Origin of the sequence: Arthrobacter sp. B10-11, from assembly GCF_033142195.1 — a bacterium.
Taxonomy (GTDB): Bacteria; Actinomycetota; Actinomycetes; order Actinomycetales; family Micrococcaceae; genus Arthrobacter; species Arthrobacter oryzae_C.
The window spans coordinates 704,934-728,645 of the sequence record NZ_JAWMTH010000002.1; the positions used below are offsets into that span (position 1 = coordinate 704,934).

The window sequence follows — 23,712 nt, forward strand, 5'->3', positions numbered from 1 at the left end:
ACTGCCTGCCGTCCCTCACCGGAAGTCCGCGGTTGTATCTTTGGCGACCTCCAGGAGCGTCGTTTGGAAGGCTATTTCGGCGGCTGCGCGCACTCTGTCGTGGCGGTGCGCGAGGAGCACCCGCCGGGACGGCGCCGTCGAGCCGAGGGACACGATGCTGACGCCGGGGTGTTTGTTGACCACCGCTGTTCGGGGGGCCAGCGCTATGCCTAGGCCCACACTGACCATGGCCTGCGCTTCCTGGTAGTCGTTGGCCTGGAAAGCGATGCGGGGCGTGAACCCTACGGCGCTTGCGCTCCTTTGCAGCACTTCGACGACGGGATGCTGATCTCCGCGAACGATCCATTCCTCCGAGGCCAGGTCCGCCATGTCCACCTGCTTCCGGCGTGCCAAGCGGTGGTCCTTGCCCACGATGAGTGCGGTTGCGTCTTCGAAAACGGTTGTGAGGGCAAAGTCTTCCGGATTGATCCGGTTCCATTCGTAGTCCCAGAGCAGGGACATCCCCACCTGGCCGTTTTCGAGCATTTCAACCAGTTCTTCAAAGCGGCTGCTGCGGACGTGCAGCTCTATCGCCGGATATTCCTTCTTGAACCTGCTGATCACGATAGGAAGGAACGACCCGCCCAGGGTGGGAAACGTCCCCATGGTGAGGCTGCCCCGGTGGAGCCCCGCGATTTCCGCCAGGTCCGCTTCGGCAGCAGCCATCTGCCGCAGAATACGGCGGGTGTGTGATGCGAGGACATGCCCGGCATCGGTGGGAACCATGCCGCGCGTCTGCCGCTGCAGAAGCGGCTGGCCGATTTCGGCTTCCAGCCGCCGCAGCTGCTGCGACACCCCCGACGGCGAATACACATGCTTTTCAGCAACAGCGGTAATGGATCCCAGTTCCACCACATCGAGCAACAATTCGAGCCTTCGGACGTTCAGCACAGCCCGCCTCCTTTGAAGTGTTTCTTATTCCCCCCTCACAATCCTATTCCCACGCTTCATCGGGACCGGTAATTCGGCGCGACATCGGAGGTTTGGAGACGGGAGTAAGGGCAAAGCACGCAAAATTAGCCGGATCTCCGCGCAGTGATTGAAGCAAAAGTGCATACTCCTGCATAATTTAGCGTTTGTAATTCACATGAGCCGCGGATCACACTTAGACCAGCCGGCATGGCGTTAAGGCCCAATGAAGGGCCCAGGAAGGTGTGGAAGCAATCATGTTTAGAATCCCAGCAGCGTGGATGCGAGGCGGGACCAGCAAATGCTGGGTGTTCGAGTGGGACAACCTCCAGGTCCCCGGCAAGAGTGTCGACGAAGTCCTCCTCCGTCTGTTCGGCAGCCCCGACAACCGCCAGATCGACGGTGTAGGCGGCGGAACCTCCACCACCAGCAAGGCAGTCATCCTGTCCCGTTCCCTCAGCGCCGAGGCCGACGTCGACTACACGTTTGCGCAGGTCGCCGTCGATGAGCAAAGGGTGGACTGGGGCAGCAACTGCGGCAACTGCTCAGCCGTGGTCGCCCCGTATGCCATTCAGCGGGGCTGGGTGGATGCCGGCCGTGAGAGCACCTCGGTCCGGACACTGAACACCAACACCGATCAGCTCATACTGCAGAAGGTTCCCACCCCGGACGGCAAACTTCAGGATCCCGGCACGCAGGTCATTCCGGGCGTTCCATTCCCCGGCCTGTCCGTCGGCATGGGCTTCCTGGATCCCGCAGGCAGGACCACCGGGAAGCTGTTTCCCACGGGGGAACCGGTGGAGAAGGTGACGTTCGACGGGCGTGAAGTTCCGGCTACGCTCATTGACGCGGGTGCACCGCTGATCATTCTGGACGCCGAGTCGCTTGGCCTCAGGGGAGACGAAACGGCCGCGGAGATTGACGGCCAGGCTGCGCTGCTTGTGCACCTGGACGACGTACGCAGGGATGCAGCCGTCCGCATGGGCCTTGCCGCGACACGTGCTGAGGCTGAGCGGGCCATTCCGAAGCTGGCACTGGTTGGCAGAGCCACCGCGGAGGATGAAGCAGACCTCAACGTCAGGATGCTCTCCATGGGCAGGCTCCATCCCGCCCTGGCAATCACAGGAAGCGTCGCGTTGACGATGGCCGCACAGCACGAAGGCACCGTGGTCCGGGAGCTCCTGACAGCTGACGGCTCATCCGGGCTGATCATGCGCACCCCTGCCGGGCTCGTCCAGACATGGGCGGAGACCCGCGACGGCGTCCCCGTCGTCGGAACCATCCGAAGCTCCCGGCGCATCGCTGACGCAGAACTGCTGCTGCCAGAGTCCTGGTAAGCGGAACCAAAAAATAGCCTTCCTCTCGTTGACCCGAAGTGGTGTTGCATTGAGGAAGGCACTAACCAAAGGATTCCTCAATGACGAGCAATAAGTCATCCTTGGAGCCGCCCGGGCTCTCCCCTGAAAGCACCACGGGACAGGCATTCGGGCAGGCATTCGGGCAGGCTGAACCAACGGAGCAGCCCGATCCGCCCAAGCACTCCCGGCGCACCATCCTTGCCGCCGTCGGCGCCTTCGCGCTGCTGGGCACTGCGACCACCGTCCTGGGCGGAAGCCTGTTGAACCCGCCGTCCAGCACCGAGGACGGGGACTTTAGCGGAGAAACCCTGGAGTTCCTGATCCCCCTCGCGTCCGGCGGCGGAACGGATACCTGGGCGCGCTTCATCGGGACCGAACTGACAAACTACGTCCCCGGCCGTCCCGGGTTTGCGCCCGTGAACGAAGCCGGCGGCGAAGGCATCCTGGGCACCAACCGGTTCGCCCGGTCCGCCAAGACCGACGGCACGGAGATCCTCGTCGGGACGGCATCGACAGTGGTGCCGTGGGTGCTGGGCCGTTCGGCCGTGAAGTACTCCTTCGAGGACCTCAAGCCCGTCGTCGTCAACGGCACCGGCGGCGTCATCTACGCCCGCGCCGAAGCCGGAGTGGCCGGCGTGCAGGACCTGATCAACCGGGACCGGCCACTGGAGTTCGGCGGGATCAGCGCCACAGGCCTGGACATCACCACCCTGGTAGCTTTCGACCTGCTCGAAGCAGACGTCACAAGCACCTTCGGTTTCGAAGGCCGGGGGCCGGTCAACCTCGCTCTGCAACGGGGCGAAATCGACCTGGATTACCAGACGACGTCGGCCTATGGCTCCGCCGTCGCGGGCATCGTCAAGGAGGGCAAAGCCGTCGTCCTGATGTCCTTCGGCCAGCTGAACGACGCCGGGGACGTGGTGCGCGATCCTAACTTCCCCGACGTTCCCACGGTCGCAGAAGCCTACGAAACACTGCACGGGAAGAAGCCCGCAGGCGAAAAGTTCGAGGCGTACAAGACCCTGCTCGGACTGACCTACACATATCAAAAAGGTCTGTGGGTTCCTGAGGAGACACCCGGGAAAGCCTACGAGCTGCTGCGCCAGTCCAGCGAGAAACTCGGCACGGACCGCGGGTTCCAGGAGAAAGCTTCCAAAGTACTCGGCGGATATCCCCTCGTCGCGGATACCGGCGTGGCCGACCGCGTCCGGGACGCCTACACCGTCAGCAGCTCCGTCCGGTCCTATGTCACGGGCCTGCTCGCGAGCAAATACAACATCCACGTTGAATAAGGACCATCATGCTTGACTCCGCAATGGCAGCGCTGGCATCCCTCGCTGACCCCTCCCTGCTCATCATGCTCCTGATCGGCACCGTGGCCGGTCTGATCATGGGCCTCATCCCGGGACTGGGCGGCACAGGAGCCGTCGCGATCCTCCTGCCCATCACGTTCGGCATGGAACCGCCCCAGGCTTTGGCGCTCCTCATCGGCGCCCTTGCCGTTGTCCACACCTCAGATACCGTCTCCGCCGTACTGCTCGGGGCGCCGGGCTCGGCATCAGCCAGCGTCACCATGCTTGACGGATATTCCATGGCGAAAAAGGGACAGGCAGCCCGCGCCCTGACACTGGCCTTCCTTTCCTCCATGGCCGGCGGCATCATCGGTGCCGTCGGCCTGACCCTGGCGATCCCGCTGGCCCGGCCCCTGGTCCTGTCCTTTGCCAGCCCCGAACTCTTTATGCTGACCGTCCTCGGTGTAGCGCTTGCCGCTGTCCTGTCACGGGGAAACATCATCAAAGGTGTCTCGGCCGGCCTCCTTGGCCTTGTCCTCGGCATGGTCGGAACGTCACCGACCACGGCGGAGGAGCGCTTCACCTTCGGCAGCCTGTTCCTTGGCGACGGCCTGTCGTTGGTAGCCGTAGCCCTGGGGATCTTCGGCCTCGCCGAAATTGCGTCGCGCGCCAGCCAGCGCCGTGGGCAGAAGGAAACCATCACCCTCGGCGGCGGCTGGGGACAAGGCATCCGGGAGTGGCTCAGCCACTGGACGCAGGTCATCCGTGGAGCACTCATCGGCATCTGGGCAGGCGTCCTGCCGGGCGTGGGCGCCACCGCAGGAACCTGGCTGGCCTACGGTCAGGCCGTGGCGACGGCCAAGGACAAGCGGCAGTTCGGCAAGGGCGACCCACGCGGCATCGTGGGCCCCGAGAGCGCCAACAACTCCGTGGAAGCCGGCGACCTGATCCCCACCCTGCTGTTCGGCATCCCCGGCGGTGTTCCCTCAGCCATGCTGCTGGGAATGCTCCTGACCTACGGCATCCAGCCGGGGCCCTCCATCATCACCGAACACCTTGACCTGATGTACCTGATCGTCTGGTCCTTCGCGATCGCCTCGATCCTCGGCGCGCTGTTCTGCTTCCTCAGCGTCAAGCAGCTCGCCAAGCTGACCAAGGTCCCGTTCGCGGTCCTGGCGGCGGGCCTCGTGGCCGTCATGCTCCTGGGCTCCTTCCAGGAAGGCGGACAGCTCGGCGACCTCTGGATCATGGTCATCCTCGGCGTCTTCGGCTGGCTGCTGAAGTCGACCGGGTTCCCCCGGGCGCCGTTCCTGATCGGCTTCGTCCTGGCCATCCCGCTGGAACGCTACTACTTCCTCACGGACAGCCTGTACGAAGGATTCGACTGGATGGCACGCCCCGGCGTGCTGGTCTTCCTGGCAATCCTGGTCCTGCCGATGATCTGGGCGTTCATCAAGTTCATCCGCGCCCGCCGCAAGACCAACCTCGACGACGGACACCGGGACGAGCAGCCCGAGGATGACGAGGCCCCGCTGAAGAATTCCACCTGGTCGCTCGCCGCGTCAGGCATCTTCGCCCTGGCCTTCGCCGCGGCGCTGATCTCATCCGCGGGGTTCTCTCCGGAAGCCAGGCTGGTTCCCCAGCTGGTGAGCATCAGTGGGCTGGTCTTCTCCGGCATCCTGCTCTTCATTGAGATCCGGACACGTCTTCGCGCCAGGACCGACAAGGCGGGCTGGACCCTGGACGCAAAGTTCGCGCTGAAAACCTTCGTCTGGATGACAGGCTTCCTGGCGCTCACAGCCGTCCTCGGCTACCTGGTCGCAGTCATGATCTTCATCCCGGCTTTCCTGCTGATCGTCGCACGGGCCCGGCTCAAAGTCGCCGTCATCTACACGGGCGTGCTCTACGTGGTACTCCTGGCCCTCCCGTCGCTGCTGCCGATCGACCTGCCCCAGGGCTGGCTCAACACACTCGTCTAGAAACCGACGCCACGTCATCGAAGCCATTGGAGGACAACCCATGACCATACTCGTAGCCTACGCACCCGCCCCCGAGGGCAGGGAGGCCCTGACTGAAGGAATCAAGGAAGCCCACCTGAGAAGGTCGGACCTTCTCATCGTGAACATCGGCCGTGGCCACCACGACCTGGACACACAGGAACTGCAGGAGCTGGAAAGCCAGCTGACCGCGGCCGGGCTCACGCTGACCATGGAAGCGTCCGTCCTGGCAGATCCAGGCGACGCCGTCATCCAGATCGCACAGGACCGCAACGTTGAGATGATCGTCATTGGCCTGCGGCACCGATCCATGGTGGGCAAGCTCATCCTCGGCAGCACCGTTCAGCGGATTCTCCTCGACGCCACGTGCCCCGTGCTCGCCGTCCGGCCCGACAAGCTCTGAACCGCCGGCACAGACCGCCGGACCTTCCGTCCGGCCCGCGTGCTGCAGTTTCCGCACTCCATCGCAACAGGTAGCCCGACGGACGGGCGCGGGGACGGCGCAGCATGCACAAGGAGGCAGGGTGACCCCGAGGTCACCCTGCCTCCTCCCATGACTCCCCCTGCGAAATCCCCGCTGACCGTGTCCGCACCGGTCCCTTGTCAGTAAACTTGGTCGCATGACCGAGCAGGAACCGCGGCTGGCCACTCCTGACGGTGTCGACTCCTCCTTGCGCAGTCCGGAGCAGAGGTCCCGCACCTTCGCCGGGATCCTGGTGAACACCGCCCTCGCCAACATCACCACCAGCTACCTGTGGTTCGCCCTGACGTTCTGGGTGTACCTGGAGACGCGCAACGTGATCGCCACCGGGGTGATCGGAGGTGCTTACATGCTGTTGATCGCCCTTTCCAGCATCAGCTTCGGCACGTTCGTGGACCGTTACCGCAAGCTGGCCGTGATGCGCTTCGCCGCCGGTTTCACACTGGTGATGTTCGTGCTGTCCGGGGTCATGTTCCTGCTGACGCCCACTGCCCGGATGCTGGACCTGACAACTCCGTGGTTCTGGATCTTCGCCGTCGTCATCCTGGTGGGCGCGGTGGTGGAGAACATGCGCAACGTCGCCCTCTCCACCACAGTCACCATCCTTATCGAGCCGGACCGGCGGGCCAACGCCAACGGCATGGTCGGCATGGTGCAGGGGCTGGCTTTCATCGTCACCTCCGTGCTCTCCGGGCTGTCGGTGGGGCTCCTGGGCATGGGGTGGACGGTTCTGGTCGCCGTCGTGCTTTCGGGGCTGGCCTTCGCGCACCTGCTCACGCTCCGCCTTCCGGAGGAGGTGCGGGTGGCCGCCACGGACGCCCACGGCGCGTTCGACCTGCGCGGCTCCCTCGCCGCCGTCCTGGCCATCGCCGGACTGTTCGCCCTGATCCTGTTCACCACATTCAACAACTTCATCGGCGGCGTCTACATGGCGTTGATGGATCCGTACGGCCTGGAAATGTTCCCCGTGGAGGTGTGGGGCACCGTCTTCGCGGTCGGCTCCACCGGGTTCCTCGTGGGCGGCGCACTGATCGGCAAGTTCGGGCTCGGGTCCAACCCCCTGCGCACCATGCTCATCGCAGTGGTCGTCATGGGGCTCCTCGGATCGGTGTTCACGCTGCGGGAGTGGGCGTGGCTGTACATCGCCGGCATCTGGCTGTACCTGGTCCTGATACCTTTCGTGGAGGCCGCCGAGCAGACGGTCATCCAGCAGGTAGTACCCCTCCCCCGGCAGGGCCGGGTGTTCGGATTCGCCATGGCCTTCGAGTCCGCGGCAGCGCCGATCACCGCGTTCCTCATCGCGCCGATCGCCCAGGTCTGGATCATTCCGTACGCACGGTCTGCCGAAGGCGCCGCCCAACTGGCCCCGCTGCTGGGCGAGGGAACGTCCCGCGGCATCGCCCTGGTGTTCCTGATCGCCGGGATCATCATGATCATTGCGGCCTTGCTGGCCTTCCTCACCCCGGTCTACCGCCGGGTCTCGGCGTCCTATGCACGGGCGGCAGAAGGGCAGGAAGTCTTATCATCCGACTGACGCTGGGCGTAGTCTGGACGGAATTATCCAGAATGGCACAACAGGACGGCAGCATATGAGCCTCACAGACAGATGGGACCGCCTCGATTCCGAGACCCGGACGTGGCTCCTGGAGAATCCGGGATGCCTGGTTTTGCCCCGGGCCATGTCGGCAAAGATCGAAGAGGAAGCGCAGGGGGACATCGAGCGCGACCCGCACGGCCAGATCGTACTCTCCCGGGCGGACCACAACTTCATCCGGGACAAGGCGGAGGCCGCCGGAACCATCCGTGTCCCGGCGGCGGACTTCCAGTTCTTCGATACAGCGGCCATGCCTGTCATCAAACCTGCGCCCCATGGAAAGCACGCCGCAGAAGCGCCCACTGACGCACAGTAGATCCGCGGTTCCGCCCGGGCGGAAGAACTAACCCCGCATCCGTTCCACGTCCGCCACTCCGGCATAGGCGGCCTGCGTGCCCTTGCGGGTGGTGGCGAGAGCCGCAGCCACGGAGGCGAACGCCGCGGCGTCAGCCAGCGGCTCCCCCGCAGCAAGCCGTGCGGCCACGGCGCCTGTGAACGCGTCACCGGCACCAGTGGTGTCGACGGCGTGGACTTTGACCGGCGCAATCCGGACCACGCGGTCCCCACCGTCGGCCAGCGAATCCAGAACCACCGAACCGTTCGCCCCCAAAGTGACCAGAACCCGCTGCAGGCCGCGTCCGGCGAAACGATCCCGGATGCGGTCCCAGCCGGCGTCGTCCGCATCATGAATTTCCGAACCGAGAAAGAGCGACGCCTCATGCGTGTTGACCAGCAGGACATCGCACAGGTCCGCAAGGGCCTGCGGGACCTCGCCGTACGGCGAGAGGTTCAGCAGGACTGTTGCGCCGGCGTCGTGCGCCATCCGGGCAGCGGCGTCCACGGTATCGAGGCTGACTTCGAGGCAGAGACAGACCACGGCGGCGCCGTCGAATGCGTCCGCGGACGCTGCGACATCGGCGGGTGACAGGGTTCCATTGGCGCCCGCGGAAATGATGATGTGGTTCTCGCCGTGCTCGTCCACCGCGATGACGGCCACTCCCGTGCCAGCGGAATCCGAGGTGCGCACGCGCGAGATGTCAACACCGGCCCCGGCAGCCGAGGCCAGGAGCATCTCGCCGTTGGAGTCGTCCCCCACGGCACCGATGAGGCTGACGGCCCCGCCCAGCAGGCTGGCCGCCACGGCCTGGTTGGCGCTCTTGCCGCCAGGATTGACAGCGAACCCGGTGCCGTGGACCGTCTCACCCGGCAGCGGGAGCCGTTCGCAGTAAATGGTCAGGTCCGCATTCAGGGAGCCGACGACGACGATCCGGCCGTGCGCTTCCGTGCCCATCCCAGCCACTTCCCTAACGCTCGTTCTGGCCTACGCGCTCCCGCTGCCGCCGGTACGCCCGGACACAAACCCAGGCAATCGCGACGGCCAGTGCGGCATAAACGGCGTAGTTGAGGTACTTGGAGTACTCCTCAATGAGGTGGTACTGCGCGCCGAGCAGGACACCCAGGCCGATCAGCAGGGCATTCCACAGCCCGCTCCCGGCGATCGTGAAGACGCTGAAGGTGGCCAGGTTCATCTTCTCCGCACCGGCGGGCAACGAAATCAGGCTGCGCACGCCCGGCAGGAACCGGCCGAAGAACACGGCCGACTTGCCGTGGCGCTGGAACCAGTCCGCGGCCTTCTCGAAGTCTTCCCGGTCCATGAGCGGCAGCTTGGAGAGCCCGCGGATGGCCCGCTCCAGGCCCAGCCTGGCCCCCAGCCAGTACAGCAGCAGGGCGCCGGCATATGCGCCCAGCGTGCTGGTCATGAACACCAGGACCAGGCTCATGGTCCCTTGCTTGGTGAGGAAGCCGGCCAGCGGCAGGATCACCTCGCTGGGGATGGGCGGGATGATGGTTTCCGCAAAGGTGAAGAGCCCCACGCCCCACTCCCCCAGGGCATCAATGCCGCGCGCTGCGAAACCGGCTATCCCGGTGAGCTCGTCCACGGTGTTTGCGGGCATCATGGCTGGCCCCGCTTCAGTTCGGGCTTTTGCGGCACGGTTCATACCCCTCGTTGGCCGGACGCACCGTCAACACCAGCCCCGGATGGCGCCCGCAGTCAACGGCCTTGCGCCGTCAGCCTATCCGAGCCGGCTGAACGGGAGCTGAAAGCTCACCGGGCAGCAGGGCGGAACCGCATGAAACCGAAGACCGAGGAGAGCAGGAGCATTCCGCCCCCGATCGCAACCAGGTATCCGGCCATGGGACCGGACCCGGCCGCGCCGGAATCCGGCGGTGCGGCCGTCAGGGTCCGGGCTGAGCGGGACGGGAACGTCGCCACTCCCGGAGGCGTGACGGTGCCGGCCGACGGCGTTCCGGCTGACGCCGAAGGAGCCGGAGCCGTGCCCTCCCCGGACACGGTTTCCTGTGCCGGCACGTTGGCCACGCCGGGGTCAGTGACGATGGGCTGAGTTTCGGCGGAGCCGGCCCCGCCCTGGACGGGACCGGCAGGTGCCGGAGCTGTGGGAGCAGGGGAAGGCGGTCCGCCGGAATCGCAGACGCGGCCGGAAGCGGCCGGAGGCTCTTTGTCCGGGCAGGGCGCGGCGCTTGCTGGCAACGCCAAGGCCAGGAAACCGGCAGCGACGACGGACAGCACCGCGAGGACGCAGAGAACCAGTCGACCGTTGCACATGTGATCCCACGCTACCCGCTCCGGGACAATCCGTCCCGCCGGACGGCAGCGCGGGGTTTGCGGCAGCCTAACGGCTGGCCGCGAAGCGTGCCGGGAGCCGAAGCGGGCGTCCACTGCCGCCGTCGGCCAGGTCTGCCAGCACCCGGCCGACCGCCGGCGTGAACTTGAACCCGTGGCCGGAGAAGCCGGCGCCCACCACCACCGGGCCAAAGCGGTCCAGCACGAAGTCCTCAGTAGCCGTGCTGGTGTACGTGCAGCTGATCGGAACCGCTGAAGCCGCGTCCACTCCCGGCAGCCACTCCCGGACATACCGCACCAGCGCCTCCAGCTGGACCGGCTCGGGAGTAAAGCTGCGAGCGTCAGGGTCCGTCACCGGTCCCACGCCGTGCCACCCGGCTTTGATGCCCTCGCCCGGAGTGAGCATTCCGTAGACGGGGCTGTACCAGTACGCGTCGCGGGGATCGCCGGGATCGGGGTTGTGGTTGAAGCTGGGCCAGGTCAGCGAGTCATCCAGCGGCGTGAAGTGCGCGGGCTGCTCCTGCGTCACCACGAGTCCCGGGAGCCGGACCAGGTTCCCCACCAGTTTGGTGGTCCACGCACCGGCGGTGACCACCACGCGGCGCGCGCTGATCTCGCCGGAGTCAGTCACGACGACGGCGTGGTCGTCGCCGACGACGCGGATGTCCCGGACCGGCGTCGAATATTCAAAACGGGCGCCGTGCGCCTCTGCGGCCCGGCGCAGCGCCAGCAGCGCATCGGCGGCGCGGACCCGCCCCGAGCCGGGAACCACCAGGACCTCGCCCCGGAAATTCATGCCTCGCCAGCGGTCCGCAGCTTCAGGGGCCGGAAGGAAGTAACTGTCGATGCCGCGCTCCGCATGCGACGCACGGACGTCCCGCAGCCTGCCGACGTTGCCATGGTTCACCAGCCCCACGAGGTCCAGCAGCTGCGTGCCCGTTTCGCCGGCAAGCTCGTCCCAGAGGTCCTTGGCTTCGGTGACCAGGTCCAGGTAATCGGCCTCGGCGTAGGCCATGTTGAAATTGCGGGTGGCACCATGCGAGGCGCCGATGTGGTGGCCCGGTTCGAACTGTTCCAGGAGCCTGACCGAGTGCCCGCGACGGGCAAGCTGCCAGGCAGCAGCGGAGCCCATCGCCCCTCCGCCGATTACAACGACATCAACATCCACCACAGCTCCACCCAACCCAGTCGCGCGGCCTCCTCATGAGGCCTTTCGCCGTTCCATTCTGCCAAAGTTCCTGCGACGGAGCGGCTAGCGGACCGCCTCAGCCTGCGAAGGTTACGTCCTTCGTTTCCTCAACCGCCGCCGTCCGCCCCGGAGCCGTGTGGTACTTCCAATAGAGGTTGGTGTGCGCGATGACCTTGTCCGGCGTCGGCGCTCCCCACTCGCTCTGGTCCTCAGTGGTGTGCGCATCACCCACGAGCGTGACGTCGTAGCCGCGCACAAAGGCACCGTGGATCGTGGAACGGATGCACTCGTCAGTCTGCGCTCCGGACACCACCAGCCTGCCCACGCCCTCCCTGGCCAACACATCTTCCAGGTCGGTGTCTTCAAAGGAGTCCGCGAAGGACTTATGCACCAGCGGTTCCTGTTCCCGGCGCTTCAGTTCGGGCACCAGTTCCCAGGCCCCGCTGCCCTTCTCCAGCTGCTCATCCGAGTGCTGGACCCACACGACGGGCACTCCTTCGCCGCGGGCACGGTCCACGAGGGTGGCGATGTTGGCCACGACGGCGTCACGCTGGTGCGCATCGGCCACCACGCCGTTCTGGACGTCGATCACCATCAAGGCGGTGTTGGGTCGATCCGACAGTTTGGTCATAGCGAGCTCCTTTGTACGCGCCGGGGCCTTCGACGGGACCCGGGCGGCGATCCGTTGCATGCATTTTACGTGGGCTTAACTTGATCGGTCTTGTGGGCCTGCACGGGGCCGCGACAGACTTAAAGCACTTGATGAACGGATCAATTCTGATCGTTCGACCAGACCAGCGGAAGATGTTCGCAGAGATGCGCTCGGCCTGTTTCGCGGCGAAGCCGCCGGCGGACGGGCTCCGCAGACCGGAAGGATTAGTTATGGCCGGCAAGTTTGAAGTTTTCGTTGACGCAGAAGCGCAGTACCGGTTCCGGCTCACCACGCCCGACGGAACCGAACTGGCCGTGTCCGCTCCGTACCGGGACAAATCCGCAGCCGTGGCGGCCATCGAGGCAGTCCGCGAGTGCGCGGGAATGGGCCTGATCAGCGACCTCTGCCCGGCCGGCAATTCGGTTCCGACCTCGGCTGCTGCGACGCCGGCACCGGTCACCGCGGCCTGCGAACCCCGGCGGACCCCGGTTGACGGCTTCCGCAAACACGCGGCAGTGCGGCGGCCCGCGGCCGTGCCGCACCTCTCGGGAGTGGCGTAATCACGCCCCGCGCACCCCGGCCGCGGGACGGCGCAGCCTGAAGCCGACTGCGGCCCCGGCAACAAGCAGGATTCCGCCGGCAACAAGCATGCAGCCCGCCGTAGCCAACGTTGCCCGGGGCCTCGTTTGCTGCAGGGCAGGTGGCGCCGCCGGAACGGTAGGCGACGTCTCGGCAGCTGACGTGGGAACCGCAGATGCCCGAACTGCGGAAGATCCCGGTGACGGCGTCCCGGTCGCGTTCCCGGCAGCGTTGGCGTCGGTTCCCGGCGCCTGGCTTGCGGGCGCCTGGCTTTCGGGCAGTTGGGTTCCCGGCGGTTCGGTTCCCGGCGCAAGCGGCTGGGCGGTCGCCGTCGGGCTGTTTGGGCCGGGAACAGGGCCTCCCGGTGCAGGGTCCGGTGTCACCGTGGTCGAGGGTGCCGGCGCGGTCGGGACCGCCGTCGTGGGCGTTGTTGGTCCGGGAAGCAAGGGGCTCAACGGAACACAGACGCCGCCGGGGGTCACCGGAACCTGGCCTGCAGGGCACGGTTCAGAGGCCGCCGGCGCAGCCAACGCCACCATGAGGAGGACGACGGCACAACACAGCGACGCAGTGCCCACAATCCTCTGTCCGGTGCTCACGACGTACAACGCTACCCAATTGGGCACGGAATCCGGCGGACCATCAGCCCCGGCGTGCACCCAAGCGTGCGGCACCACGGCCGGAAACATGGTAGGCAAGAGAAGGGAGCACATCTGCCCTGCCGCGTACGGAAGGATTCACGTTGCCAGAAGATCCGAACACCGGAGAGCCGGACACGAGGGGCTGGCTCGCTTCCCGGATCCTCCGCGGCGGCACCGAGCCCGATCCGCGGTTCACCCTGGCGAACGAGCGCACCTTCCTGGCGTGGATCCGCACTTCGCTGGCCCTGCTGGCCGGCGGCGTGGCCGTCGAAGCCTTTATGGCCGACCTCCTGGGCCCGGAATTGCGCAAGACCATCGCAGTGCTGCTGCTCGTCCTGGCACTGGTGATCGGCGGCGGCTCGTTCTTCCGGTGGGTGAACGTGGAACGCGCCATGCGGTCAAAGGCGCCGTTGCCGCTGCCCCTCATCGCCCCGGTGCTGGCCATCGGAGGAGCCCTCGTGGCAGCCATCATGGTGGTTTTCGTGATCGCCCGGCCGGCCTGACCGTGACAGCCCAGCGCGACTCCGCCTGGCACGGCGACGCGGGTCTTCAACCTGAACGGACCGATCTCGCCTGGAGCCGCACCACGATGTCGATGGTGATCGCAGCAGCAGTCTTCCTGCGGTGGCTGCCCCATCACGGCTGGTTCGTCGGAACGCTCGTCGGGGGCGCCATCGTCACGGCAGTTGCCATCAACCTCACCCAGAAAAGGCGTTTCCATCGCGCCGTTCGGGGCATCAGGCACGAAACCATGGCACCGCATGCAGGTTCGACGGCGGCAGTTGCCGCGAGCGTCGTCGTCCTCGCCCTGTTGGGGATCTACACGGTACTGTTCCTGCCGCTGCAGCCGTAAGGGCCGGTGGGCAGCCGGCACAGCCGGCCAGTCAACGGGCAGCCGGTTAGAAAAGCATCTGCTGGCCGTCTGCAGATTCGCCTGCGGCTGTCAGCACCCCTTCAGCGGAGCTCATTCCGACGATGTCCTTGAAGTCCGGAAGCAGCTCACCAATGCAGGTCTGGCCCTCGAGTACCGGGATCACCACCGTGTTCGCACTGCCTGTGTTTGCACTGGGGTCGGTGCTGGAATCTGCCACTGAGTGAGTTTATGGCAGGGCACCGACACCGGAGGGACGACACTCCAGCATGAGCGACGCCTGACGTACTCCGGCCTACCCCTGGCCCTCCATGGCGATGGCAGGTTGCCCCGGACTGTTCACCGGATCCGCGGCCGGCCGCTTCGCCGTGTGTTCCACAGCAGGGGCACGCCGGTGGAACCGGCGCACAGCCCACGGCAGCAGGTACCTCCGGGCCCACTCAAGGTCTTCAGCCCTGGCCTGCCGCCAGTTGGCCTGCACCAGGTCTGCGGGTGCCACACCGGGTTCCGGCTGCACCAGCACATGCGGTGCACCAAGTGCATCGAGCACTCTCATTGCCACGGTGTGGTGGCCGAGCGGGGAAAGATGCAACCTGTCCCGATCCCACATCCGCGGGTCCCGGAGTTCACGCAAACCCCACAGGTCAGCAATGACGGCGTCATGCCGGGAGGCGATCGCGCGGATGTTTTCGTTGAAAACCGCAACCTTGGTCCGGTTGCGGCCCAGCACGGGCGTCAACCTCCAGTCGGGACCTGTGAAAAGAACCAGGGTGGCACCGCTGGAACTTAGGAGCCCGACGCCGGCATCGAGCTTGTCCGCCAGCTTGTCCGGGTCGCTGCCGTGGAAGACCAGGTCGTTGCCGCCGGCGGAAATTGTGATCAGATCCGGCTCCAGAGCCAGCGCCGGCCCGGCCTGCCGGGCCAGGATCTGTTCCAGCAGCAAGCCACGCACGGCAAGGTTCGCGTAGGTAAAGTCCGCACAGCCATTACCTAGCTCCTCAGCCACGCGATCGGCCCATCCGCGCACTCCGCCGGGACGCCGGGGGTCGGGGTCCCCCACTCCTTCGGTAAACGAGTCCCCCAAGGCGACGTACCTGCGCCATGGGTGCCCGCCGGCACCGGCGGCGTACTCCGCACTGCCGCCGCCACCGCGGATCCCCCGCCCTGACAGATCCTTGTCCTGTGTGGCCACCACGCACCTCCTTGTGGGAAGCCTGCGCCCTTTTTCTCATTAACCACCGGAGCGGCCCACATGTTCCGCAAAAGGGACCAAATGCCGTTTTTGTCAATGGAATGCCCGCCGCTCCGCAGACGTTAAAACGAGTGTCCGCAGCTACGGGTTGCGCCGGACTGACAGGAAGGTCATGAGCAGGAAAATCGAAACAGTCGAAGACGACGCCGGGAAGGTCATCAGCTACCGCCGGCACCCGAATGGCGGCGGTCTGATCGGCCGCGGTGCGGACGTGGATGAGACGTCGTTCATTAGTTCGACTGCCTATGTGGAGGCCGGCGCCCTGGTGGGCAGGGGCTGCCGGGTTGGCGGCGGCAGCTGGATCGACCGGCGGGCGCGCATCGGCCACCGCGTGGTGATTGGCGATGCCGTGTATGTGGGGCCCGGAGCGGTGGTTGGAAACAGGGTCCGGGTGGGCAGCCACTCCAGGATCGGAGGAGGCGCGGTCATTGGCCACGGAGTCCGCCTGCACGGCGACAGCACAGTCGCCTCGGGCAGCTACATCACGGCCGGAAGCAAGTCGTCCGCGGCCGCTTCCCAGCGGTCCCGCCCGGACGGCAGCCGTAAAACACGCAAGGCCGCCTGAGCGCGCATGACGCGTGAGCGGTGCCAAAGTCGGCGGTTCCAGAGGGGGGCCTAAAGGCTCTCGCGGAGCACGCCGGCGTGCGACTACCGTGGAGGCATACCCACCGTTTGAGCATTGAGAGCGGGGACGCGAGATGGGCAGCCCATGGGATCCCGATGGCGGGCAAGGGCGCGGGGCCGAAAGTTCCGACGGCGGGATCCCCTCCGACGGCGCTGCCCTGGATGACGGCGCCACCCCCGACGACCGTGGTGCACCTGACAGCGGGGGCCAAGGGTACGCCGATGAGACCGGCGGCACGGCCGGGGCTTTCTTCCCCGAAGTGGCGGTGGCCGCTATCCGCGAAGCAGTCGTTGCCCGGGAAGAGGAGCGGTTCGGCGGCATCAAGATCGGATCGGCCTTTTTCGGCTGGCTGACGGCCACCGCAATGACTGTCCTGCTGGCGGCACTGGCTTTGGCGGCTGTGAGGGCAGGGCTGCTGGCCGGCACGGACCTGGTGTCGGGTGCAGGCCAGTCATCACCATGGCCCGGTGGTGTGACGGGTGCCGCCATGCTCCTGGCGATCCCCTTCCTCGCGTATTTCCTGGGCGGGTACGTTGCAGGGCGGATGGCGCGCTTCAACGGCGTCGGCCAGGGGCTCATGGTGTGGCTGTGGGCCGTGCTTATGAGCGCGATTGTGGTTGGTGTGGTTCTTTTTGGCGGCCTCGGCGGGCAGCTCAATGTCCTCACCACACTCAGCGAGTTTCTTGGATTTCCCCTGAATCAGGGCCAGCTGAGCACCACAGGCGTCATTGCCCTCATCGCCGTCGCGGCCCTGGCCCTTCTCGGCGCCGTCGCGGGCGGCATTGCAGGGGTGCATTACCACCGAAGAGTGGACCGGGCGGGGTTCGCCCCGACGGAGGAGTACTACCCGTCCTAGGCGGAAGGTCAGGCTTCGACGGCAGCCGTCACCCGCTCGCCGTTGAAGTATTCGAGCTGCCAGCCGTCGACGGCGTGGTGGTGGGCCAGGTTGAGTACGGCGTTGTCGACGCTTTGCAGCGTGCGGCCGATAGCGCGGCTGAGGCTGACGCGGATGAGTGTGCCGTGGGCCACCACCAGGACGCGGCGGCCGCGGAACTCTTCGGCCAGTCCTTCCAGGGCTGCCAGGCCGCGGGAGGCCGCTTCGTCCTCGCTCTCCGCGCCACGGAAGCCGCCGGGAACGCGGAGGGCTTCAAGTTCGGGGCCGGCCTGCAGCCCTTCCGCCGGCCCGAAGCTGCGCTCGGTGAGTTCCGGCACGTGCCGGGCGACGCTGAGTCCCAGCCCTTCGGCAATTAAGTGGGCAGTTTCCGCCGCACGGCTCAGTGGCGAGGACACGATGGTGTCCCACTTATGGCCGGACAGGGCGGCGACGGCGTCGCGCGCCTGTCCGCGGCCGACGTCGTTCAGTGGAATATCAGTGGATCCCTGCAGGCGGCGCTGCGCATTCCAGTCAGTCTGGCCATGGCGGACAAGGGCGAACGTCGTAAGGGTCATGCCTCCATTCTGCCTTGACGGCATGCCCGGTCCGGAACTGTCCATGACGTTTACGACGACGCAGGCGCAGGGCCAGGGGCCTTGCCTTCGTCATCCGTCAGGCGTATCTTGAGCCGGAACCACCTTCAAGGGACTCCATAGCCTGTCATGTTGCACACCGTTCCGCCCGCACTCAGCAGGAAGGCAGCATCGATTCAGATGAACATCAGGGATCATTGGGACCGGCTCGACCAGCCCACGCAGAAGTGGCTCATCGACAACCCGGGGTGCCGGATTCTGCCCCGGACCATCACCACAATTATCTCCAAGGCAACAGGGGAAGATTCAGGAAGTGGCCAGCATGGCGAGGTGGTCTTATCGCCGGAGGATCACGAGTTCATCCGCTCGAAGGCAGAAGAATCGCTCAGCGCCTGACCTGCGCGTCATCACGTTCTGACGATCAGCCGAGATCCCCTTGCACGTAGGCCCGGATGGCACCGATCACCCGTGCCGATCCCTGGGTACGGTAAACGTCGATTGGCCTGGATCCCAGCTGCACGTTGGGATTGCACATCCAGACCATTGCCTGCGCCGGCGTGAAAGCGGAGTGGAGGTGCCCTACAAGGGCATCCAGGTCCGCAAGCTCGAGCCGGCCGCCCGCATCCGGCGCATCCTGGCCCGACGCCCAGCGTTCCAGAAGTTCCACGCTGATGCCCAGCAGCGGTGCCGCAGCATCTGCACCCAACGAGTTGACCAGCCGTTCGGCGATTGCCTTCGGGCTATAGCCGGGCGCGTCCCTCAACTCCGCGAGACTGGCGAAAACCGTGGTGGCTGACAATGCCGGTTCGTCAGCGTTCATGTCCTGCAGTTGTTCCATGACGCCATGCTATTTGCCGGCCTTCCCTGGTAACAGGGCCACAGGACCTCCTGAGCGCTGCTCATCCATTCGCCCACTAAGCTGAACCTCACGCGCGATGAACAGGAGGCGGAAGTGGCCGAGACGACGGTGGCAGAGGTGATGGCTGAGCTGGCCGCCCTCGAGGATCCGAGGATGCGCGAGGTGAACGAGAAACACGGTGATGATCACGGTGTGAACCTCAGCAAGCTCCGCGCGCTGGCGAAGCGGCTGAAGACGCAGCAGGACCTCGCGCTCCAGCTCTGGAAGACGGAAGACACCGCGGCGAAGCTGCTGGCGATCCTGATCTGCCGCCCGAAGGCATTCGAGCGTAACCAGTTGGACGTCATGGTGCGCGCAGCGGGCACCCCCAAGGTGCACGACTGGTTCGTGAACTATGTGGTGAAGAAAAACCCGCATTCCGAAGAGCTGCGCCTGGCGTGGTTCGCAGATCCGGATCCGGTGGTCGCGAGTGCCGGCTGGGCATTGACCGCTGAGCGCGTGGCGAAGAAGCCCGAGGGCCTCGACCTCGCAGGACTGCTCGACGTCATTGAGGCGGAGATGAAGGAAGCCCCGGACCGCCTGCAGTGGGCGATGAACAACTGCCTGGCGCAGATCGGGATCGAGCACCCGGGCCACCGCGCCCGTGCCATCGAGATCGGTGAACGCCTGCAGGTCCTCAAGGACTACCCGACGCCGCCGAACTGCACGTCACCTTTCGCGCCCATTTGGATCGCCGAAATGGTCCGTCGACAGAACGCCATGTAGCTTGAGTTTCCGGCTCAGGACAGCGCCGCATACTCGTTGGCCTGGTCGCGCACCTGCCGCAGGTAGGTATCGGACTGGTTGTAGGAGAGCACTGCGCCGCTCCATCCCCCGGCGGTGGTGAGGTCACGGCCGCCCCGGCACAGGTACGAGGCGGCGCTGAGTGCGGCATCGTCGATGTTCAGCGGGTCGGCGATTCCGTCTCCGTTCCCGTCCCGCCCTGCCAGGTCCCACGTGGTGGGAATGAACTGCATGGGTCCCACGGCGCGGTCCCAGACAGCGTCGCCGTCGAGGACGCCGTCGTCCGTGTCGGGGATGGCGGCGAAACCGCCGCCGTCGAGGCTTGGTCCGATGATCGGCCCGCTTGCCTGCCCGGTGCCGGACAGACTCCCGCCTCCATGGCTCCCGTGTCCGGACTCCACAAAGCCGATGGCGGCCACGGTATTCCATCCGACCCGGCACGCGGGGGTGGCGGTGTTGGCGAGCTCCGCGGCGGCTGCATAAGCCTGCAGCGCCCGGGCAGGTATGCCGGTCTGTTTCGCCGTCCTGGCAAGCCACTCCGGATCCACAGTGCCGTCGGTAATGTCCACGGCGCGGGCGCTGAAATCCGGGAGTGCAGTGAGCTTCATGCCAGCTTGCGGCGGTGGAGGCTGGCCCCGCAGCCCGGCCGCGCCGGACTGGCCGAGCGCCCAGAACAGGAGCCCGCTGATGACGCAGGTCGCGAACAGGCAAAAGACCGCAAGGCGTTTGAGTCGGAGCATGGACTTAGTGGTTCTCGTTTCCGGCGTGTTGTTAGTCAGCCGGGTATAACTTACCGCTCCATACTGACGGTGAGATCCAAGTGGATGTCACTGTCGGCCACCAGCCGCTCCTGGAGATAGCGGGCCAGGCTCGCATCCGTGGCAGTGTGGGCGCCGTTCGGCACCGCTCCCCGCAGAAACGCCTGCGTGTTGGTGGACTTCACCACGTCCAGCGGCGCCCATCCGCGATGGCTGGAGGTGAGACGCTCAATGTCCGTGCGGAAAGAGCGCTTGTGGTCTTCGCGGACAGTGGCGCAAACGGTGAACGGAATAAAAGTAGGCAAAGAGGTCCTCTCGAGAGGCAAACCGGTAGTCGGGGCCCGGTTAGTTCAAGGCCCTCCGGGGTCCCGGCATTCCCCCACAGCGGCGAACGAGTCGGACGTCACGGCATCGCCGAGTTTTTGTCCACATAACGCGACTTCCGGGACGTTGAGCCCCCATTATCTGGACAAAAACTCCGGGGTGAAGAGGAAAGTACGACGTCGGCGGGCCACCTTCCCGGGTGACCCGCCGACGTCGTACTTCTAAGCGAGCGCCTTACCGCAATATCACCGTGCGGTTGCCGAGCAGCAGGACCCTGCCTTCGCAGTGCCAGCGCACGGCGTTGCGCAGCGCGGCGCATTCGGCGTCCCGGCCAACGGCCACCAGGTCGTCCGCGGTGTAGGTGTGGTCCACGTCGATCACCTGCTGCGAGATGATCGGGCCCTCGTCGAGTTCCGCATTGACGTAATGGGCGGTAGCACCCACGGTCTTAACGCCGCGTTCGTAGGCCTGGTGGTAGGGCTTGGCACCCTTGAAGCTGGGCAGGAACGAGTGGTGGATGTTGATGGTCCGACCGGCGAGCTTGGCTGAGAGCTCGTCACTCAGGACCTGCATGTAGCGGGCCAGCACCACGAGTTCCACGTCAAAGGCGTCGACGAGCTCCATCAGGCGCGCCTCCGCGTCCGGCTTTGTGTCCTTCGTGACCGGCAGGTGGAAAAACGGGATGCCGTGCCACCGCACCAGGTCCTCCTGCTCGCGATGGTTGGAGACCACGGCGACGATCTCCACCGGGAAGTCCCCGGTACGGGCCCGGAAGAGCAGGTCGTTGAGGCAATGGCCCATTTTGGACACCATCACCAGGACGCGGCGTTTACGGCCGTGCGGCTCCAGCTGCCAGTTCATCTGCCATTTGTGCGCCAGTGACGTGAAGTCCCGGCGCAGCTCCTCGGTGCTGTAGGCCTCCGGCGCCGAGGCGAAGTGGACGCGCATGAAGAAGTGACCCTCCTGGCGGTCCCCGTACTGCTTGTTGTCGATGATGTCGCAGCCGTGGTCCAGCAGGAATCCAGAAATTGCGTGGACAATGCCCGGAGACTCGGCACAGTCGAGGGTCAGGACGTGCTCGGCGGGGCTCATTTCTTCACGTCTCCCAGTTCGCGGGTGAGGGCCGTTCCGGGCTCCATGTCCTGGGCGAGTTCAGCCTGGAACGTGGCGTAACGGGCCAGGTGCGCGGGCCGGCTGCGCAGTACCAGCCAGGCGGCGCCGAGCAGGATGAACCACACCGGCGTCACCAGCAGCGCCAGCAGCGTATCCGGCTGCGTGGTCAGCGCCCACAGCACGAAGGCAAAGAAGGCGAACACCACCCAGACCATGGGGACGCCGCCGGGCATCCGGTACCTGGACGCCTCGTGCAGCTGCGGACGGCGCCTGCGGAAGGCGAGGTAGCTGGCCAGGATGATGGACCACACAAACACGAAGCAGACGGCGGACACGGTGGTCACCATGTCGAAGGCCTTGCCGATGTCGGAGCCCGCGTACATCAGCACCACGCCGGAGAGCAGCAGGACGCAGGAGAGGAAGAGCGCATTCTGCGGGACCTTGCGGCGGGACAGGCTGCTGAAGACTGACGGGGCGTCGCCCTCCTGGGCCAGGCCGTAGACCATGCGCGACGTGGAGTAGATGCCGGAGTTGGCCGAGGACATGGCCGAGCTGAGCACCACCAGGTTCACCACAGTGGCCGCGGCGCCCAGTCCGGCCAGGGAGAACATGGCGATGAACGGGCTGTGGCCGGCCTGGAACTGGGTCCACGGGGTGACGGACATCAGGATGATGAGGGCGCCCACGTAGAAGAGCAGCACACGGATGGGGATGGAGTTGATGGCCTTGGGCAGGTTCTTCTCCGGATCCTTGGCTTCCGCGGCCGTGGTGCCCACCAGCTCAATCCCCACAAAGGCGAACACGGCGATCTGGAAGCCGGCCACAAAGCCCATGAATTCGTTGGGGAAGAAGCCGCCGTGGCTCCACAGGTTCGAGAAGGTGGCAGGACCGGCGTCGGACTGGAACCCGGTGAAAATCATGAACATGCCCACGATGATCAGCGCCGCGATGGCGATGATCTTGATCAGCGCGAACCAGAACTCGGTCTCGCCGAACGCCTTCACCGTGACAAGGTTGAGGAGCAGGAGGATGGCCACGGTGGCCAGGCCCGGGATCCACAGCGGCAGCCCCGGCCAGAGTTCCTTCGAGTAGCCGGCAATGGCAATGACGTCCGCGATTCCGGTGATCACCCAGCAGAACCAGTAGGTCCAGCCGGTGAAGAAGCCGGCCCAGGGACCCAGGAGGTCCGCGGCAAAGTCGCTGAAGGACTTGTAGTTCAGGTTGGACAGCAGGAGTTCGCCCATGGCCCGCATCACGAAGAACAGCATGAAGCCGATGATCATGTACACAAAGATGACGGACGGCCCGGCCGCCGAGATGGTCTTTCCGGAACCCATGAAGAGGCCGGTGCCGATGGCGCCGCCAATGGCGATCAGCTGGATGTGCCGGTTGCTTAGCTGCCGTTCAAGGTGCGGCTCCTGGTGGAAAGTCAGGGTCTTAGTTGTCACGTGCTGTTCCTCGGATCAAAGCGGACTGGAGTGCTGCGGACGTTGACGCCTGGTCCGGCCCGCCGGGGACCGGATCAAGGTTGTTGAAGCTGTAGAGATGGATGCCTGCGATGTTTCCCGGCTGGCTTTCCAGCCCGGCCACCAGGGTTTGCGGCGAATAGCGGTCACCGCTGAGGAGCTTGCGCGCCAGCGGACCCTTGCGGCTGAGGAACTTCAGCGAACTTCCGACGCCGATCTGCGTCGCCAGGGAGACCAGTTTGGTCCGGGGGACGGACCCCGCCACGCCGGCCCAGACGGGCAGCTGCACCCCTTCGCGGCGCAGGAGCGCGGCGTAATCGAGGATTTTCGGCTCGGAGAAGCACATTTGCGTGACGACGTGCGAGGCCAGGTGCTGCTTGGCCAGCAGGGCATCCAGCAGGTCCACCGGGCCAACCCCCGGATGGCCCTCCGGGTAACCGGCAACGCCCGCCCGCATCATGCCGCCGGAGTACTGCGCGATGTCTTCCAGCAGCGGAAGGGCGGACCCGTACTGGCCGGCCTGCTGCCTCCGGTCTCCGCCGATCACGAACACTTCCCGGATGCCGGCAACGTTGCAGTCGCGGAGGATTCCGGTCAGCTCTGCGCGGTCATGCACGCTCCGCGCGGCGAGGTGCGGGACGACGTTGTAGCCGAGCACACCCAGCTGCACGGCGGCACGCATGGTCCGCTCGATGCCGTGGTGGGGCAGGCACGTGACGGTGAGCGTTGTGGTCACGGGCACGTGCGCCCGGATCCGGTCAACGATTCCCTCGGAAGGGATGATCTCGATTCTGGTGGGGAACATCATTGGTCCTCTCT

General features: G+C 65.8%; 28 protein-coding genes. 13 read left to right on the plus strand and 15 right to left on the minus strand.

What is annotated here, in order from left to right; translation table 11 throughout:
- Positions 1–15: 15 nt before the first annotated feature.
- Positions 16–930, minus strand: a complete 915-nt coding sequence (locus RW112_RS08900; RefSeq protein ID WP_305943029.1) for a LysR family transcriptional regulator — start codon at positions 928–930, stop codon at positions 16–18.
- A 275-nt stretch (positions 931–1,205) separates the two neighbouring features.
- Here RW112_RS08900 and RW112_RS08905 point away from each other — a divergent pair, with 275 nt between their 5' ends.
- The 6 genes from RW112_RS08905 (at position 1,206) to RW112_RS08930 (ending at position 7,986) form a co-directional block, all read left to right on the plus strand.
- Positions 1,206–2,285 carry a PrpF domain-containing protein gene (locus RW112_RS08905; protein WP_317781393.1) on the plus strand — a complete coding sequence of 360 codons (1,080 nt, stop codon included), beginning with the start codon at positions 1,206–1,208 and terminating at the stop codon, positions 2,283–2,285.
- A gap of 80 nt (positions 2,286–2,365) precedes the next feature.
- A complete protein-coding gene (locus tag RW112_RS08910) occupies positions 2,366–3,598 on the plus strand; it encodes a tripartite tricarboxylate transporter substrate-binding protein (protein WP_317781394.1) in 1,233 nt (410 codons plus the stop codon).
- Between the two features lie 8 nt (positions 3,599–3,606).
- On the plus strand, positions 3,607–5,577 hold the full coding sequence (locus RW112_RS08915) for a tripartite tricarboxylate transporter permease (protein ID WP_317781395.1): 1,971 nt from the start codon (positions 3,607–3,609) through the stop codon (positions 5,575–5,577).
- 40 nt (positions 5,578–5,617) lie between these two features.
- Positions 5,618–5,998: a universal stress protein gene (locus RW112_RS08920; RefSeq protein ID WP_317781396.1), complete on the plus strand. Its 381-nt coding sequence runs from the start codon at positions 5,618–5,620 to the stop codon at positions 5,996–5,998.
- 217 nt (positions 5,999–6,215) lie between these two features.
- Positions 6,216–7,610 (plus strand): MFS transporter, encoded by a 1,395-nt coding sequence (locus RW112_RS08925; RefSeq protein ID WP_317781397.1) that lies wholly within the window; start codon positions 6,216–6,218, stop codon positions 7,608–7,610.
- A 55-nt stretch (positions 7,611–7,665) separates the two neighbouring features.
- Complete coding sequence (locus RW112_RS08930; RefSeq protein WP_317781398.1) at positions 7,666–7,986, plus strand: hypothetical protein; 321 nt, start codon at positions 7,666–7,668, stop codon at positions 7,984–7,986.
- 27 nt (positions 7,987–8,013) lie between these two features.
- Here RW112_RS08930 and RW112_RS08935 read toward each other — a convergent pair whose 3' ends face one another.
- The 5 genes from RW112_RS08935 to RW112_RS08955 form a co-directional block, all read right to left on the minus strand.
- Entirely contained in the window at positions 8,014–8,961 is a 948-nt protein-coding gene (locus tag RW112_RS08935) for a ribokinase (RefSeq protein WP_317781399.1), read from the minus strand.
- A gap of 13 nt (positions 8,962–8,974) precedes the next feature.
- On the minus strand, positions 8,975–9,628 hold the full coding sequence (locus tag RW112_RS08940; protein ID WP_317781400.1) for a DedA family protein: 654 nt from the start codon (positions 9,626–9,628) through the stop codon (positions 8,975–8,977).
- 149 nt (positions 9,629–9,777) lie between these two features.
- Positions 9,778–10,296, minus strand: a complete 519-nt coding sequence (locus RW112_RS08945; RefSeq protein WP_317781401.1) for a hypothetical protein — start codon at positions 10,294–10,296, stop codon at positions 9,778–9,780.
- Between the two features lie 67 nt (positions 10,297–10,363).
- The gene (locus RW112_RS08950; protein ID WP_317781600.1) at positions 10,364–11,482 is read right to left on the minus strand and encodes an FAD-dependent oxidoreductase; all 1,119 of its coding nucleotides are present in this window, start codon (positions 11,480–11,482) and stop codon (positions 10,364–10,366) included.
- 97 nt (positions 11,483–11,579) lie between these two features.
- Positions 11,580–12,134: a cysteine hydrolase family protein gene (locus tag RW112_RS08955; RefSeq protein ID WP_317781402.1), complete on the minus strand. Its 555-nt coding sequence runs from the start codon at positions 12,132–12,134 to the stop codon at positions 11,580–11,582.
- 251 nt (positions 12,135–12,385) lie between these two features.
- On the opposite strand from RW112_RS08955, the gene RW112_RS08960 reads away from it, so the two are divergent.
- The 3 genes from RW112_RS08960 (at position 12,386) to RW112_RS08970 (ending at position 14,228) form a co-directional block, all read left to right on the plus strand.
- Positions 12,386–12,715, plus strand: coding sequence for a YegP family protein (locus RW112_RS08960; protein WP_317781403.1), 330 nt, complete (start codon positions 12,386–12,388; stop codon positions 12,713–12,715).
- Between the two features lie 761 nt (positions 12,716–13,476).
- Positions 13,477–13,878, plus strand: a complete 402-nt coding sequence (locus RW112_RS08965; protein ID WP_317781404.1) for a YidH family protein — start codon at positions 13,477–13,479, stop codon at positions 13,876–13,878.
- Positions 13,879–13,880: 2 nt separating this feature from the next.
- Positions 13,881–14,228 carry a DUF202 domain-containing protein gene (locus RW112_RS08970; RefSeq protein ID WP_317781405.1) on the plus strand — a complete coding sequence of 116 codons (348 nt, stop codon included), beginning with the start codon at positions 13,881–13,883 and terminating at the stop codon, positions 14,226–14,228.
- Between the two features lie 46 nt (positions 14,229–14,274).
- On the opposite strand, the gene RW112_RS08975 is transcribed toward RW112_RS08970, so the two are convergent.
- Positions 14,275–14,466, minus strand: coding sequence for a hypothetical protein (locus RW112_RS08975; RefSeq protein ID WP_317781406.1), 192 nt, complete (start codon positions 14,464–14,466; stop codon positions 14,275–14,277).
- 75 nt (positions 14,467–14,541) lie between these two features.
- Positions 14,542–15,438: an SGNH/GDSL hydrolase family protein gene (locus RW112_RS08980; RefSeq protein ID WP_411709885.1), complete on the minus strand. Its 897-nt coding sequence runs from the start codon at positions 15,436–15,438 to the stop codon at positions 14,542–14,544.
- A gap of 172 nt (positions 15,439–15,610) precedes the next feature.
- Between RW112_RS08980 and RW112_RS08985 the strand changes: the two genes are divergently transcribed.
- Together RW112_RS08985 and RW112_RS08990 are read left to right on the plus strand one after the other, a co-directional pair.
- A complete protein-coding gene (locus tag RW112_RS08985; RefSeq protein ID WP_317781407.1) occupies positions 15,611–16,063 on the plus strand; it encodes a DapH/DapD/GlmU-related protein in 453 nt (150 codons plus the stop codon).
- A gap of 133 nt (positions 16,064–16,196) precedes the next feature.
- Positions 16,197–16,979 (plus strand): hypothetical protein, encoded by a 783-nt coding sequence (locus tag RW112_RS08990; protein ID WP_317781408.1) that lies wholly within the window; start codon positions 16,197–16,199, stop codon positions 16,977–16,979.
- Positions 16,980–16,987: 8 nt separating this feature from the next.
- Here RW112_RS08990 and RW112_RS08995 read toward each other — a convergent pair whose 3' ends face one another.
- Entirely contained in the window at positions 16,988–17,572 is a 585-nt protein-coding gene (locus RW112_RS08995; protein WP_317781409.1) for a histidine phosphatase family protein, read from the minus strand.
- Between the two features lie 198 nt (positions 17,573–17,770).
- Between RW112_RS08995 and RW112_RS09000 the strand changes: the two genes are divergently transcribed.
- Positions 17,771–17,986 (plus strand): hypothetical protein, encoded by a 216-nt coding sequence (locus RW112_RS09000; protein ID WP_317781410.1) that lies wholly within the window; start codon positions 17,771–17,773, stop codon positions 17,984–17,986.
- Positions 17,987–18,011: 25 nt separating this feature from the next.
- Here RW112_RS09000 and RW112_RS09005 read toward each other — a convergent pair whose 3' ends face one another.
- Positions 18,012–18,428: a hypothetical protein gene (locus RW112_RS09005; protein WP_317781411.1), complete on the minus strand. Its 417-nt coding sequence runs from the start codon at positions 18,426–18,428 to the stop codon at positions 18,012–18,014.
- Positions 18,429–18,569: 141 nt separating this feature from the next.
- On the opposite strand from RW112_RS09005, the gene RW112_RS09010 reads away from it, so the two are divergent.
- A complete protein-coding gene (locus tag RW112_RS09010) occupies positions 18,570–19,214 on the plus strand; it encodes a DNA alkylation repair protein (RefSeq protein WP_317781602.1) in 645 nt (214 codons plus the stop codon).
- 14 nt (positions 19,215–19,228) lie between these two features.
- On the opposite strand, the gene RW112_RS09015 is transcribed toward RW112_RS09010, so the two are convergent.
- From RW112_RS09015 to RW112_RS09035, 5 genes are all read right to left on the minus strand, one after another.
- Positions 19,229–19,972 carry a lytic transglycosylase domain-containing protein gene (locus RW112_RS09015; RefSeq protein ID WP_317781412.1) on the minus strand — a complete coding sequence of 248 codons (744 nt, stop codon included), beginning with the start codon at positions 19,970–19,972 and terminating at the stop codon, positions 19,229–19,231.
- A gap of 50 nt (positions 19,973–20,022) precedes the next feature.
- Complete coding sequence (locus RW112_RS09020; RefSeq protein WP_305943006.1) at positions 20,023–20,295, minus strand: hypothetical protein; 273 nt, start codon at positions 20,293–20,295, stop codon at positions 20,023–20,025.
- Positions 20,296–20,548: 253 nt separating this feature from the next.
- Positions 20,549–21,406: a formyltetrahydrofolate deformylase gene (gene purU, locus RW112_RS09025; RefSeq protein ID WP_317781413.1), complete on the minus strand. Its 858-nt coding sequence runs from the start codon at positions 21,404–21,406 to the stop codon at positions 20,549–20,551.
- Entirely contained in the window at positions 21,403–22,875 is a 1,473-nt protein-coding gene (gene cycA, locus RW112_RS09030; RefSeq protein WP_317781414.1) for a D-serine/D-alanine/glycine transporter, read from the minus strand. The genes purU and cycA overlap by 4 nt, the downstream gene beginning before the upstream one ends.
- Positions 22,865–23,701 carry a methylenetetrahydrofolate reductase gene (locus RW112_RS09035; RefSeq protein ID WP_317781415.1) on the minus strand — a complete coding sequence of 279 codons (837 nt, stop codon included), beginning with the start codon at positions 23,699–23,701 and terminating at the stop codon, positions 22,865–22,867. The genes cycA and RW112_RS09035 overlap by 11 nt, the downstream gene beginning before the upstream one ends.
- Positions 23,702–23,712: the final 11 nt, after the last annotated feature.